Annotated in this window: 11 protein-coding genes and 1 pseudogene; 3 read left to right on the forward strand and 9 right to left on the reverse strand. The window is 60.6% G+C overall.

What is annotated here, in order from left to right; genetic code table 11:
- The 5 genes and pseudogenes from IWX75_RS16860 to IWX75_RS16880 form a co-directional block, all read right to left on the reverse strand.
- Positions 1 to 617: pseudogene (locus tag IWX75_RS16860) on the reverse strand (hypothetical protein); the annotation flags it as partial.
- A 916-nt stretch (positions 618 to 1,533) separates the two neighbouring features.
- Positions 1,534 to 2,592 carry an ISL3 family transposase gene (locus tag IWX75_RS16865; RefSeq protein WP_196823417.1) on the reverse strand — a complete coding sequence of 353 codons (1,059 nt, stop codon included), beginning with the start codon at positions 2,590 to 2,592 and terminating at the stop codon, positions 1,534 to 1,536.
- An 870-nt stretch (positions 2,593 to 3,462) separates the two neighbouring features.
- Entirely contained in the window at positions 3,463 to 4,194 is a 732-nt protein-coding gene (locus IWX75_RS16870; RefSeq protein ID WP_196823418.1) for an RES domain-containing protein, read from the reverse strand.
- Positions 4,191 to 4,451, reverse strand: coding sequence for a hypothetical protein (locus IWX75_RS16875; RefSeq protein ID WP_196823419.1), 261 nt, complete (start codon positions 4,449 to 4,451; stop codon positions 4,191 to 4,193). The genes IWX75_RS16870 and IWX75_RS16875 overlap by 4 nt, the downstream gene beginning before the upstream one ends.
- A 678-nt stretch (positions 4,452 to 5,129) precedes the next feature.
- Positions 5,130 to 6,635 (reverse strand): SLC13 family permease, encoded by a 1,506-nt coding sequence (locus IWX75_RS16880; protein ID WP_196823420.1) that lies wholly within the window; start codon positions 6,633 to 6,635, stop codon positions 5,130 to 5,132.
- 421 nt (positions 6,636 to 7,056) lie between these two features.
- On the opposite strand from IWX75_RS16880, the gene IWX75_RS16885 reads away from it, so the two are divergent.
- Complete coding sequence (locus IWX75_RS16885; protein ID WP_196823421.1) at positions 7,057 to 7,494, forward strand: hypothetical protein; 438 nt, start codon at positions 7,057 to 7,059, stop codon at positions 7,492 to 7,494.
- Positions 7,495 to 7,649: 155 nt separating this feature from the next.
- Positions 7,650 to 8,312, forward strand: a complete 663-nt coding sequence (locus IWX75_RS16890; protein WP_196823422.1) for a hypothetical protein — start codon at positions 7,650 to 7,652, stop codon at positions 8,310 to 8,312.
- A 61-nt stretch (positions 8,313 to 8,373) separates the two neighbouring features.
- Here the strand turns inward: IWX75_RS16890 and IWX75_RS16895 are convergent, their stop codons facing one another.
- Positions 8,374 to 8,787 (reverse strand): VOC family protein, encoded by a 414-nt coding sequence (locus IWX75_RS16895; RefSeq protein ID WP_196823423.1) that lies wholly within the window; start codon positions 8,785 to 8,787, stop codon positions 8,374 to 8,376.
- A gap of 74 nt (positions 8,788 to 8,861) precedes the next feature.
- Between IWX75_RS16895 and IWX75_RS16900 the strand changes: the two genes are divergently transcribed.
- A complete protein-coding gene (locus IWX75_RS16900) occupies positions 8,862 to 9,701 on the forward strand; it encodes a restriction endonuclease (RefSeq protein WP_196823424.1) in 840 nt (279 codons plus the stop codon).
- Between the two features lie 60 nt (positions 9,702 to 9,761).
- Here IWX75_RS16900 and IWX75_RS16905 read toward each other — a convergent pair whose 3' ends face one another.
- From IWX75_RS16905 to IWX75_RS16915, 3 genes are all read right to left on the reverse strand, one after another.
- Entirely contained in the window at positions 9,762 to 10,781 is a 1,020-nt protein-coding gene (locus IWX75_RS16905; RefSeq protein ID WP_196823425.1) for a hypothetical protein, read from the reverse strand.
- Positions 10,782 to 10,878: 97 nt separating this feature from the next.
- Positions 10,879 to 11,676, reverse strand: coding sequence for a GNAT family N-acetyltransferase (locus tag IWX75_RS16910; RefSeq protein WP_196823426.1), 798 nt, complete (start codon positions 11,674 to 11,676; stop codon positions 10,879 to 10,881).
- Positions 11,677 to 12,294: 618 nt separating this feature from the next.
- Positions 12,295 to 13,689: an IS1380 family transposase gene (locus IWX75_RS16915; RefSeq protein WP_196823427.1), complete on the reverse strand. Its 1,395-nt coding sequence runs from the start codon at positions 13,687 to 13,689 to the stop codon at positions 12,295 to 12,297.
- Positions 13,690 to 14,231: the final 542 nt, after the last annotated feature.

Raw genomic sequence — 14,231 nt, forward strand, 5'->3', positions numbered from 1 at the left:
GCGTCGACCGGCGGCAGGATCACGGGTGGTGCGTCGACCGGCGGCAGGATCACGGGTGGTGCGTCGACCGGCGGCAGGATCACGGGTGGTGCGTCTACCGGCGGCAGGATCACGGGTGGTGCGTCGACCGGCGGCAGGATCACGGGTGGTGCGTCTACCGGCGGCAGGATCACGGGTGGTGCGTCTACCGGCGGCAGGATCACGGGTGGAGGTTCTACCGGCGGCACGATCACTGGTGGGGTAGAAGCGATGATGGTGGTGTTTATTGAGCTGGTGCAGGTGACGGTGGCTCCGCCTCCGTTGCCTGAGCCGTTGCACTGGTTGATGGTGATGGGCAGTGCGGCCGATATCGTGTTCGACCCGACGGTGCACTGGACGCGCATCGTGCCGCCGCCTCCGTTACCGGAGTCGTTGCACTGGGTGACCGTGGCATTAGTCGTTGAGCCGATCGGAGTGCAGACGACTGTGGGCTCGGTACCGCCGTTCTGGCCGGAGGCGTTGCATTGGTTCACTGACCCGGCCGCTGTTTCGGCAGTCCCGGTGATGATGTTTTCGACAGTGACGCTGCATTGCACGGCGCCGCCGCCTCCGTTGCCGGAGCCGTTGCATTGATCCACGACGGTTGTCAGTTCGTTGGATGGGGTCGTCGTCGTCGTGCATGTTAGGGCGGTGTTGGCTGCCCCGGTACATGCCTCAACGGTAACCACCGAACTCTGCGTCCCAGTATCCAGGTTGAGGCTGTTGACAATTGTGACGGTGCAGGTGACTCCCTGGCCGCCGACGTTTCCGATTCCGTTGCATTGATTGATTGCTGCGGCCGCGGAAGCTGCTGAGGCGCCGCCGAGTGCGCCTCCTGTTAAAAGCACCGACATTGCCAATATCAGGGCGGATAGGAATGCGAGGTATTTCCGTCTGGGGGAAGGTTGATAGCCGGTCCCAGCAGTGGGGCTGAGTAAAGTCATACTGTGGTTCCTCACTTGAGGTTAATCGGTCAAGGCGAATCGGGAACCACCGGCGGCTTACCTGAACACATGATCCCGCCCCCGGGCCGCCCACACAATTCCCGGTACCCGGCCACAGGTGCACGCGGCCGAACGAGGGATAAGAGGGTTTGACTAAGGGTCTCGCCCGCATTTGTGCACCCAACCGGCGACCGAACTGGCGGAAATACCGGAGTAAATTTCCGGAATTGGCACACCCATAGAGGATTTGGGTGCCACGGCAGGATTAATAAACGGGCAGGACTGTGTTTCAGAGATTGTGCTGCAGGCGCACCCCAACGTGTGCCGCTGATGTAGGCAACCGTCGAACGGCGCTACAAGCAAATTTGTCTGCCTCATCCGTGAGTCACGGTCAAGGACGCAGGATTGTAGATAAATCCCCAGCAAACCGATCTACCCTGAGATGTCAAATCGGTCTTAATTTCATACAATAACCGTGCTGTGATTACAGGTCAATCATTTATTCGCGACCCCTGAAGTGGTTACTGTCGATGGACGGGGCGGTAACCAGATCGAAGCTATTTGGGGCTCTTCAGAATTGAGAGTGTAGTTTCGGTCTGAATCCGCCGGATTCCAGCAGCGATCTGGCGACATAGTTGGTGAGATTCCGGAAGCCGAGGGCGGAGCCGCGGAGGTGTTCGAGCCGGCCGTTAATTGCTTCAGCGGGGCCGTTCGAGGTGCCGGGTCGCTCGAAGTAGGCCAGCACGTCCTGGGCCCGGCGGGCCGAATACAGCGGATCCCCGACCCGTCCGCGGTGCCCGCACGTCTGCTGCTGAACCCGCCGGCGGCAATTGTCCAGGGCATCCCCGGCCAAGCGGATGACATGAAATGGGTCCATCACCGGAACCGCGTCCGGGAGTTCCTCGGCCGCAGCGCTCTTGAACCCGGAGAACCCGTCCATGGCCACAACCTCAACCCCGTCCCGCCAGTGCTGGGGGCGTTCCTGCAGCCAGGTCGCGAAGGCCTGCTTCGAGCGGCCCTCGACCATGTCCAGCAGCCGCGAGGGGCCGGTGCCGTCCCGGATTGGTGTCAGGTCAATGATGACGGTGACGTACTTGTCTCCGCGGCGGGTGTGCCGCCAGACATGCTCATCAACACCAATGACTTTCACACCGTCGAAGCGGTCCGGGTCATCGATCAGGACCCTGCGTCCTTCGGCGAGGACAGCCTTGTTCGCGGTATTCCAGGTGACGCCTAATCCTTCAGCGATCCGGGCGACCGTGAGGTGCTGGCAGACGATTCCTTCCAGAGCCCAGCGCAGCCCGCGGCGGGACAGTTTGGCCCGCGGCTCGGCAGCCTTGGAAGCGTCTTGGCGCCACACATGCCCGCACCCCGTGCAGCGGTATCGGCGGATCCTCACCAGCAGCGTCGTCGGCCGCCACCCGAAGGGTTCATGGCCCAACTGGCGGGTCACCGTGTCACGGGGAATTCCCTGGCACCCACATTTCCGGCACCAGTCATCGGGCTCAACAACACGGCAGGATAGGACGGCGCGATCCGGGCGCACATACTGCCCGGTCACTTCGAGTCCGAGCCCGTCGAGGCGGCAAAAGGTGGTCAGGTCAGGGCATTGAAAGGTAGCGTTAAACACGAGGGCCTTGCGGTAGAAAAATCACGATCTAGACAATCTGATTCTCTCCCAAGGCCCTCATCTCAACCCAAACAACGACCCGCCCGGACTTCTCACGCGGCAGCGGTGACTACACTCTCAATTCTGAAGAGCCCTATTTGGCACACTTTTCACACCGTTATTCGGCCTCTACGCGAAGCGAGGCCGCTGCGTTGAGGGATCCTCCACCGCGACACATTTTCGGGGTCGATCGCCAACGAGAATTGTGGACCGAAGAGTTCTCTGACGTGTTTTTCGCAGAATTATTTTGGCGTGTTCGTCGTCTGCGTCCCGGAGCGGATCCTGTTGTGGGCAGTCCTAGTCGCAGGCCACGGACCTGCAGCGTGATGCGCTGATCATCGCCGGTGTCGATGCGCCGCCGCTTGACAAATATAGGAGCATCCCTCAATTATGAAGAGCCGTTTTTCCGTCCGTGACAAGACGTCCCCTGATGACGGATGCAACGATGTGCGCCAGTGCCGAAATCGGTCCTTTTTGAACCACTGCGATCCGCGTTCTCGCTTGGCCTAGTCCGTGGGCTCACCCCGCACATGGTCCTTCGGGCCTCTGACTCGGGTACGTGGTGGTGGTCAAAGCCCACAACCGCGAAAATATTCCGGATGCGGCGAAGGAGCAGCCGGTACACAGTCCGAAGCGCAAGGCCGCATGCTCTGTCCGAAGGATGAGTAAGGGGTTAGCCCACCGGGTCGGCCCCATACTCATCTACTCATTCATAACGGTGCTCGCCGTTCGAACCGAAGCTCCCAACCGAGAACGTAAGACATGTGCATTGTTATCGGCAGTCAGCCTCAGCTGCATTGATCTTGCAAACCATTCCGGCCTTGCTAGGGCTCAGGCAACGGCGACGCCTGTACGGGTTATGGCTGTCAGCAGGTCAGAGTCGTTAGCGGTGAATCCGGCGCTGGTCTGCATAGCGCCCTTGTTCGGTTTATTTAGGAATCCTGCGTAGCAGTAGTCCCCGTCGGCGAGACCGAATTTCGAGGGGTATCGGATTCCCGCTGGGTAGTTTTCGTCATCGAGCTGTTGTGAGCGGATCCATTGGGCAATGACAGTGGTGAGTTGCCTGTTATCGCCGGTGAGGTCGGCGAGGCTCATTCTGTCGGATTTCGCGATGCCGGAGGCTTTGATTGCTACGACTGTATCCGGATGGGCGAGGTCGACCCATGGAAGGGACGGAAAGTTGAGCGTGTAGATGGAGCGCTCCAGTCGCCAGTCGTGCTCCAACCCGTCAACGATTTTCCCGTCCATGCGTAGCTCTTCGAGAAGCTCGCTGAAGGGGATCCCTTGATCTTGGGCGATTTCCCTGAGGCCCGCATAGTCGTTGGCTGATGGGGCTTTGTACGCGATCGATTCGGTGAAGGCAGTGGCTCTGGTGTCCGCGCCGTAGATGGTGAGCCCTGGTGTGTCGAAGCGGTTCCAGGTGGACCGATCAATCGCTGGATCATCCGGGCGCGGTAATGGGTTGAGTGGTCCGCGGGTTGGTCGTGATTGAGCGACCCTGTACATGGTGACGGGCCCGTCCAAAATGAACAGACCCGTCACAGCGCATCGACGTTTGATCATCCGTCGAAGGCCTCTTCCACGAGGGCATCGGCCGCAGCTGCAGTCTCACGGAATCGGTCTTCTCTAATCGCTTTGATAGGAGTGTCGTAGTTCAGCCGGGGATTGACGGCCATGGCCCATGCCTCAGCGGTGCGCCGGCCCTCGGATGCTTCAATTATCCGCAGAGTGTCGTAGGCGAAGCTGAGCCTGGTCCGTGCCGGCTGCGAGGGAACGAGTTCACCGCGAGCCCACTTCCGGACCTGACTGGAATCCTTCACACCCGCCATTGATGCTACGAGCCTGGAGGTAAGAACATCACAAAGCTCCCTGGTGACATCAGCAATGTTTTGATGGACCGCTCCGGCCCTGTGCTTCGGTCCACCTGGTGCAATCGACATAAACCCTCCTTCAGCTACCTCATATAGTACAGACCACGAATCATCGAGGCCATGCCTGTGACAGCTATCTGACCGCATTATGCCGATCCTTGAGGGAGTTGCCTGTTGGCTGTACCCGTCAGGCAGGACGAGCTGCGAACGCATCAGCTGCGCGAAAACGCGGTCCATCAATCCTCAAAAACAACCAGTGGCGACCACCCCACGGGACTGCTGAAGGTTTAGTTGACCACGATGTTTCCCCATGCCTTAGTTACCACTCAGCAGCCATCGTGAGGATGAAACTCGACATCGTGAGCTTCCTATAAAGGCCCGTTACGTCGCCTTGTGTAACGTGTGATCCCGAGCTTATTGAGCAGGTCGAACAGGGAACCATCCGCCTCGGGGCGCCGTCGGTTCCCATGATCCGCCGGGAGGGAACGCGGCACCGTCGATCCATAACACGTAGCCGCCGGTCATATTTTCATCCTCCCTGGACGGCGGTGAGAATCTCGGCGTAGGCGACAACTCGAAGGACATTGGACGCGATGGGAATCCTTCGGCGGGATGGCGGCCGATGTGTCAGTAGACGAGGCCGAAGACCCAAACTGCGAGGGTGAGGGTGGTGAGGGTGGTGATAATCAGTGCGATGAGGTTCAGCCAGGCGCCGGCACGGATCATGTCGGAGATCTGGACGTGTCCCGAGGCGAAGGCGATCGCATTGGGTGGTGTTGCCACGGGCAGCATGAACGCGCAGGTGGCCGCGATGGCGACGGGAATGACGAGAAGCATGACGTCGATCCCGAGCCCGACGGCGACGCCGCCGATCAGGGGCAGGAAGGTCGCGGCGGTTGCGGTGTTGCTGGTGAGCTCGGTGAGCAGGAGGACGAGCCCGGCGGTGACGGCGATGAGCAGGACCAGGGGAAGCGCTTCGAGGCCCGCGACCTTCGTGCCGATCCACTCGCTGAGGCCGCTCGAGCCGAACTGGGCGGACAGTGCGAGTCCACCGCCGAAGAGGATGAGGATGTCCCACGGGAGGGCTTTGGCGCTCGACCAGTCCAGCAGCGGAATTCCCTTGCGGAAGTCGGCGGGTAGGAGGAACAGGATGACGGCCACGGCCATGGCGATGACGGCGTCGGCGATGTTGGAGTCGGGCCAGAGCAGGGGGACGCTGATCCAGGCCGCAGCGGCGAGGATGAAGACCACCAGGACCTGTTTTTCGCCGGTGCTCATTGAACCGAGTTTTTTGTACTCACTGCGGATCAATTGCCGGCCGCCAGGGATCTCGTCCATTTCCGGTTTGTAGATGACGCTGGTGAGCAGGAACCAGGCAATGGTCATGAAGATGACGGCCATGGGCACCCCCACGAGCATCCACTGGCCGAAGCCGACCGTGATGTCGTGGGCCTCCGCGAGGTAACCCACCATGAGTGCGTTGGGCGGGGTGCCGATGATGGTGCCGAGGGATCCGATGGACGCCGCATAGGCGATGCCCAGCATTAGGGCGATGCTGAAGTTCTTCGGCGGACTGGTGCCGTTGCCGGATTCGGTGACGAGCGTGATGACCGAGAGCCCGATGGGGATCATCATGACGGCAGTGGCGGTATTGGAGACCCACATGCTCAAGAAACCGGTGGCGATCATGAAGCCGGCGATGAGCATCTTGGGTTTGGTGCCCACGAGCAATACTGTTGCCAGCGCGATCCGGCGGTGCAGGTTCCAGCGCTGCAGGGCCAGGGCGAGCAGGAAACCGCCCATGAACAGGAAGATGATGGGGTTCGCATACGGCGGGGCGACGTCGTCGATCGGTGCCACGTTGAACACGGGGAACAGCACCAACGGCAGGAGCGCGGTGACGGCCAGGGGCACGGCTTCGGTCATCCACCACACGGCCATCAACGCGGCGATCGCCGCCGTCATCCGCGCCGGTTGCGCAAGATCCGCCGGCAGGAGGAAATACACCACCAGGGCCAGCAGGACGCCGGCGGCAAGGCCGATGCGCTTGCGCCTGATGACCCGCGGCTCCTCCGCCTGAGCGCGCATCCCCGGCGCAATCGAATGGTCGGTCGCAGTTGACGGCGTTGTCATGAAGAAATCCTCTAGCTCGGGCGGGAAAGGTTGTGTTCCTGACTCTTTCCGAGTGTATGAGGTTTACTGCGCCTTCGAGTACTAGGCCCGCGTTCACCGCGCGTTCAGGATCACGTACCCCAAATGCCCGGTTCCCTTGCAGTCAAATACGGCTGGATGGAAATCATGACAAGCATCGTATCTGGCGCTTCGTAACCTCGTGCCGCGAGGTTCGCAAGCGGATCCTTGACCGGGACGAGAATGTATTCGAGATACTTGATGAGTCCCTCCTCCTCGAGAATCTCCTTGGCATAGAGTGATGTCGCGAGAACCCTGGCCAATCAGGTCTTTGGGTCGAACCAGTGTGCCTCTTGATTGGCACGACGAGGTTGGGTGGGGGCCAATGGGCCGACGATTTGTAGCTACCGCGCGCAGGTCAACCATGAGACGCTGGCGCTCCATTGCAGTCGGCCTCGACCTTGTCATCGTCGCCTATCTGGTGGGGCTTCAGTCCGTTCTCACTATCCAGACAAGCTCAGCTATCGCCGAGTTTGAATCACGCACTGGTGCGACCGCAGACAACGACTGGGGGCAGCGAGGCCTCGCCGTCGGCTTCATAGTTCTACTCGTTGCCCTCTACTTCGCGGCAGAGTCGATATGGCAGCTGTCCCGTGCTCACGCATCGGGCTTCGTGTTCTACTCCCTGCTCTGGTTGCTGATGGTGCCCGTGGTCGCGCTCACGCCTCTCCCCGAGGGCCTGGAGATATTGCGTTCGAGCATTCAACTCCTCTGCGTGGCTGGGTCAGTGTCTGGGATCGTGCTGAGCACCACCGCCGCACACTTATCTCGGATCGATCGACGTGCATCTCTATCGCCGTAGAGCAACTCCTTCTAGGTCGCTCCGCCCGCGCGGAGGCTCCCATCTGGCGTTCGAGCAACCGGACTCCTACCCGGGGACCCAATCACCAGGTCCGTAAGCGGATCGGCTTACGAACCAAGGCCGGACGGTAGGGTGACGCTGACGGAAGGGTTGCCATGAGTTCTCTGCATCATGAGGTAGACGGCCGGCTCGCCGAGCCCCTGACCGCTTCGCTCGATCGCACCGGCAACCTAGTCACGTCTATCATCCCGCCAGGTTATGAGCGCTACGTGCGGATCCTCAACCCCATCGAAACCAATGATGGTTCAGTCATCAGGTGGTCGAACGTCGTGGAACGCAACGGTCTTGAACTGAGTCCATGGATGCAGTGGGACGAGCTGAGGGCCCACCCTGGCGCCGTTCTGCCTGCTGACGGCGCAGAGCCTGCGATGGGTAACCCTCCTCCGAGTCTTGCAAGAGCACTGATTCGCGAGCTCCGAGTTGACGATGACCGATACTACTTCGCGAGCTGGATCGGCTATGCCGAGGCAAGCAGCCAAGCGATCATCGAGTTTTCGCCGTCCGGACGAGAGATGGCGCTGTACTCGGGCAGCCTGATCGACGAAGAGGGTTCCGCGGTTGTGCCCGTCACCGTCGCGGGGCGCGTTCCGATGTACTGGTGGCCGAAGAATCTCCGGTGGTGTGTCGGCCAGGACCTATACGCACGAAGCCTCATCGTCGGCTGCGACTTGACCACTGCCGGCAGAATCCTTGCGGCCCCCGATCTGGACTCTTACCTCATCCGCGAATCAGACATGGTCCCCTCCGAGGACTTTTAGAGCACGCCTGCCGATGTCCGCAGGGGGATCCTTCAACGGACCAGCGGACGTCATGCTCGCTTCAGGCTACGAAGATGCAGAACGGATGACCGGCCGGATCGGCGTAAACGTATAACGGCTCGTTCGGGTCGTCCGTTCGATCGAAGCGGAGCTCTGCCCCTAATGCCAACGCCCTGGAATGGTGATGTTCGAGAGTTTCCCGGTCAGGAACGGTCAGATCGAGGTGCATCTGCATCGGCACATCAGGCGAGGGCCATGTAGTCCGCTCCAGGTGATCGACGTGCAGGAAAGCAAGCTTGCGGTTGCCCTGTCCATCCGTGAGAACGAGCCAATCGACATCATCAGGCCTGCCCTCATCCGCGGGCTCGTCTCCTGGACGGAACTGGAGTCCGAGCAGTTGGCGGTAGAACTCTGCCAGTCCTCGCACATCAGTAGCGTCGAGAACCGTGTGCAGTATTTGAGGGAATCCGGCCATGGGCCGAGAGTAACGATCATCAGGGTTTCCTACCTAGCGCCTGCCGGCGACGATTCCGGATAACGTTCGTATTTATGACCAACATCACGGCTTGGCGAGACTATCAAGAGGAGGCCGCCAGCTTCTTCAGAGAGCTGGGCTTGGAGGCTGAAACCGATGCGAGAGTCGAAGGGGTTCGAACCGCGCACGATGTCGATGTCCTCGTAACCTTCAACCATGCAGGGCTGAGCCTCAAATGGCTCGTTGAGTGCAAGCATTGGAAGAGGCGTGTCAGCAAGCTCCACGTTTTAGGTTTGAGAGAAATGGTGTCGGACGTTGGAGCGGATCGTGGGATCCTGTTAGCCGAAAAGGGGTTCCAGAGCGGAGCGTCCGAAGCCGCAGGAAAGAGTAATGTCTCACTCACGAGCCTGGCCGGTCTTCGCCGGACGGCATCAGATGCTCTTAACCACCAAAGGTTGAACGCTTTTCCGCTCAGACTAGCCGAGGCGCACATCGCTTATTGGTCTATCGCCAAGTCCGACCGAATCGATCTTGGGATCCGCCCCGATCTAGGAGACATCGGTTTCCACGGGGGGATTGCCCTCATGATCGCCCAAGACGTTCTGCTCAGTGCACTTGCAGGCAAGTTCCCGCCGTACGGCAACTATGCCTACACAGGCGGTGCCGAGCAAATAGTCAATCTCGAGAAAGCACTTAACTGGTTGGAAAGCGGACTTTCCGAGCTTGAAAAAAACTGGGGACACCTCAGGCTGTCGTACGAAGACGAGGGAACTGAGTGCGGCGACGAGCCTTCCCAGCGAGACGCCAGAGTTGTCATTTCGAAAACTCCGCAACCGGGAGGTCGCTGCTACTCGCCCGCCCGTTGCGGGCCTTGCTCTTTGTGGGTCATCACATGTAGCCCGGGTAGACCGTGAAGTTCGGCGCCCGCAAGCCGATCGTTTTGCGGGACGGTTGATCCTTTTGGTTCTAAGGTCCTATGGGTGTCGGTATTGCGTGGCGAACGCATCCCGCATGAGGGCGGCGAACATCTCAGTTATGTAGATAACGACACTCGCGTGTTGTGCAATCAGATCCGTGCCGTCGCCGAGTGCCGCACGAACTGGATCCAGCGCTGGCGTGGTGGGGTCAGCGGCGGCAGCGCGCAATAGCTCCAGGCGCTGCGGGCCGGAGGTATAGCCGAGTTCGAAGAGCGTCCAGTGAAACAGGTGCATCAGGGCAGTGTCACGGTCGAAGCCGTCATGCGTGGGCATGGACGTTTTTTCCTCCGCGGTGAGGTCGAACTCATGGTGAAGCGCCAAACCGAAGTCTGTGAAAAGCAGTCTGCCGTCGCGGATGAGGATGTTCCCCGGGTGCACATCGAAGTGCTGGAATCCGTGCTTGTTCATCCATGCGGTGGCCTCGAGGAGCTGGTCGACCGCGTCAGGAAAGATGGTCGCGCCCCTGCCCTCGGCGATACTCGTGCGAACCCAGCCGCCCAGCGTCTCGGGCACGTACTCGAGGAAGAGCACCATGCTCTTGGAGGCGTCCTTCATCGCAGCGAGCTTGATTTGGACCTGAGGCCAGTGTGATCCCCACTGGCGGGGAGGAGCAGGGCCGTCGAACTCGCGGAGGTCTGCCTCGCACTTCACATCAACGACTCGCCAGCCGAGTAGCAGCGGAAAGAAATCGGCAGCTTCCGTGTGGACCCACTGGGATGTCAGTTGATGTGCGGCTAGTTCTCGTCCGACCGCGTGGGTAGGGCTTCCTATCCCGTAGTGGGAGACAAAGGGGAGCTGAAGTCGACTCGTCGTGGCGGTCGGCTCCGCTTCCTCGATGCTCGTCAATGGAAGCTGCTTCACGAAAACAGTCCTTCCGCCGATGGCGACTGTGCTGGTTGTTCCCCCAATGCCGATGCCAATTGGAGCAGCAGTAGCAATGAGTGTCCGGATACCCGCATCATCCAGCCCGGCAAGCATCGAAGAGACACTTCGGGCTTCATCTATGCGTGCTGCCATGACCACACCCTACGGGCCGGCGGTCGCCGCGCACCGTCCGTAAGCCGATCGGCATAAAAGACCGCTTCCTCTCAGGGTCACCGCGACATTCTCACGCCTAGTTCCCGCGATCAACGCGCCAGGCTGTCCGTTCGACGATGGTAAATCCCAGCTTGGCTAGGTTTCGAACACTTGGTGATCCGGGAGCTGCGGTGGCCGCCGACAAGGGGGCGCCGAGAGTCCTTGCCAATCGAAGCCGGTGTCTGAGGAGGGCACTTTGGGCTCCAGTGCCTCGCGCCGCGGGGAGGGTGGACGCCCCGCCGAGTACTGCGCCGGTGGGGTGCAGGGACATGGCCGCCGCAGCGAGAGGCTGACCGTTGCGGAAAGCGATGAATCGACGAAGCACCGGAAGGGCGTGTTCGGCTCGGATTAACGCCCTTACGTCGCTCGTTGCGGTGTAGCCGGCGTCGAGAAGGTTCGTGAAGAGTTTTGCATCCCGTGTGGTGGAGACTTCGTGTATCTGCCACTCGTCAGCGCCTGTGCCGTCCGGTTGGATCGTCGTGCTTGGGCGCAGGTAGGCAATCGGTCGCACGGGTGCTAGCTCGTAACCGTTGCCCAGCAATCGGTCAATGAGGCTCTGCGACGGCGATGTTGCGACAACCGTTGCCTGGTGCGGGTCCGGGAATCTTCTGAGTACGTCGGGCAGAACCTCGACAGACTGTTCGTTCAGGCCTTCGACAGTGTTGAGAAAGCCGTATTGATTGGCCGTTGCCATGCTCACCCGCAGTCCACCCATACGGAATGATTCGAACCGGCCGGGCAAACCTGCGGCCGCCGCCGCATCAAGCGATAACGACTTACGCTCAAACACAGCCAGCTCCGCAGCTTGAACAAACTCTTCAAAGGGACCCGGCATATTCGAAGCCTAACTTCGACTGACCAACCAGAATGCTCTAGCCATCGTGGCCCACTGTCCCACTTACCGATCCGCTACTGGAACGCTTCGTGCAGCCCGGCCGCTGTTTCGTGGAGCGTATTGGGCTGTGACTCGCAGTGATGAGTGGCGTGGTTTCCGCAGCGTTTGACGGCCGACCAACGTCCGCATTGGGATGCTGCTAATGAGTTAGGCAGTGCCGGCGGTAGAAGGAGGGTGGTGGTGTCTATTTTTCGTCTGGTTCAGATGTCGGCTTGCCTAAACTCCATGGTTCCTCCGGTTCCATCGACTCCACAGCTTGAACGGTGTCTACCTCCCACTGCTCGGAGGCCTCTGTCAGTGGAAGACGGACAGGATTCCGATCGCCCTCATCACTGAATTCCGGGTAGGTCGGCGGCACGTTCTCGGCGCTAGCCTCGATCTTTCATCAGGCGTGGTTCCCGGTGTGGTCGGGGCTTACTGGCTGCCTGACGGTGTCGATTGTGGCATGTGGGTACGACAGTGTTGCCGCTGACCGTTGGCGGTTGTCGGTGATGGTTCCACGTCCATCACAGAGCGGCTGGTTCTCCTGATCGGGTCATGATGTGCTCCTCGTAACTTTTATGGCGGGGTAAGGGTGTTGAGGCGTGTGAGGGCTTTGAGGAGCAGTCCGGTCTCGGGTGCGGCGGATGCGAGGTGAACGGTCAGCCTTCGGGCGTGGGAGCTTATCCTGCCGGCGATTTCGAAGATCCTCGCCCGGAGTCTTTTCGGTTCCCACTGTCTGGCTTTCGTGCCGTGGAGCGCGAGCATCTGAGCCCAGGCCATGAGTTCGGAGGCGAGCATCACCAGGTGGCACCAAAGCGTGTTCGCCGCAAATGAGTGCAAGGGCAGATTCGCCAGCCCGGTGTCCTTGGCGTTACGGATCCGGTCCTCGCAGTGGGCACGTAACCGGTGCCGGACTTCCAGGTCCGCCAGTTGCCCGTGCTCCTGGTTGGTGGCCAGCGCGGTATAGCGCATCCCATCGACGTCGGTGATCCTCAGCTGAGCTCCGACGTGAGGGACTTCTTTACGGACGATGACGCGCATCCCGGCAGGCCAGGATGACAACTCCAGCATCCCGGTGAGGTCGGAGACCCAGGCACCGTCGCGTTCGATCCCGTCACTGTTGTAGGCCCGGGTCCACGCGTTCTTCGGGACCAGGGGTAGGGCTGCTTCGACTGCGCCGTGGATGGGGAACCCGACCGAGTAGCCCAGGTTCCGGTGCTTGACGGTGAGCCAGTCCAGGAATCCGTGCGTCCCGCCGGCGGAATCGGTGCGGATCATCACCCTCCGACCCGACCGATAGCCTCTCGGTAACTGCTTGAGCGCGTCGCGTGTGACCTCGATGTGATCCGCAGCGGTGTTCGAGCCAGCATTCCCGGGCCGCAGCAGGACCGCCAGGGGTTCCCCTGTCCCGTCGGCACCGTGATCCACGAATGCCGCCAGTGGGTGAAACCCGTACCCTTTCTTCCACGTCGGACGGGCGTCTTCTTTCTCCGAGTGCGAGGTCAACAGGGTCGCATCCAAGTCCACGACCAACGGCGCATCTTTGCTGACTCCGTGCAGCGGCGAGTGCTCCCCGGCTGCCGCCCAAACATGGGCGCGAGCTGCGGCGCGGGCCATGTTGATCGCCGCCAACGCCTTCGCCGGGGCAGTGGTGGACAGGGCCGTGATCAACCGGCTGACCGTCGGATCCGAAGCGACACTCCCGTAAACCTGCGGCTGGGCACGAAGCCGGTCCACGTCCGCGAGGCAGTCGCCGCCGGTGGCCAGAGACAGCGCCAGATCGGTGAGGATCTTGGCCGGGTCGTGCACCGCGAACGGCTTACGCCACGGCGATAGCGCGTCGGTGAGTCCGGCGCCGAGACCGGAGGCCCGGACCGTGTCCGTGAGGATCAACCCGCCCGCCTGGGAAACCAACCCGGCACCTGCCGAATCGAAGCGGACGGACGGGTAGAAACCGGTAGTGTTGCTCACCTGGAAGGTGCTCCCTCGACGTGCTCGAAATTGCTGTGTGGTAACAACATTTTCCCACGTCAGGAGCACCTTTCAGCTATTAAACACGCACCGCCGGGCCGCCCTCATGAAAGCCCGAGGCTAGTCATGCGCTGATCGTACTCATCTCATAGTAAGCACGCTGCAGGATCCTCTAGTGACCGTCAGTGTCCGTGGGAGGAGTACGGAACCTGCGTCTGTGCTGATACAAGTTCCACAAGGCTGCGAGCAGTAGGCCTACCGCGAGGACGAAGAAGACGACGTCCATGAAGGGTGGAAGTGGCCCTCTGTCCTCCGTCACTGCAACTACGGCTAGATAGATAAGAACTACTGCTAGTACCAGCTGGAAGATTAGAACGCCCTTTGGCGGGCGTGGGCGTGATGTTTTCAGAGGCATTTTGCTGACTGTAGCTGTAGTCGTAGGACGATCGGGACTGCCCAGGGTTTGGTTGACACCTGACCTGTGAGGATTTGTTCTCACTGGAAGGATGTCAATTATGGCAAAGGCATATCCGAAAGAGTTC

Origin of the sequence: Arthrobacter sp. CAN_A6, assembly GCF_015751715.1 — a bacterium.
GTDB lineage: Bacteria > Actinomycetota > Actinomycetes > Actinomycetales > Micrococcaceae > Arthrobacter_D.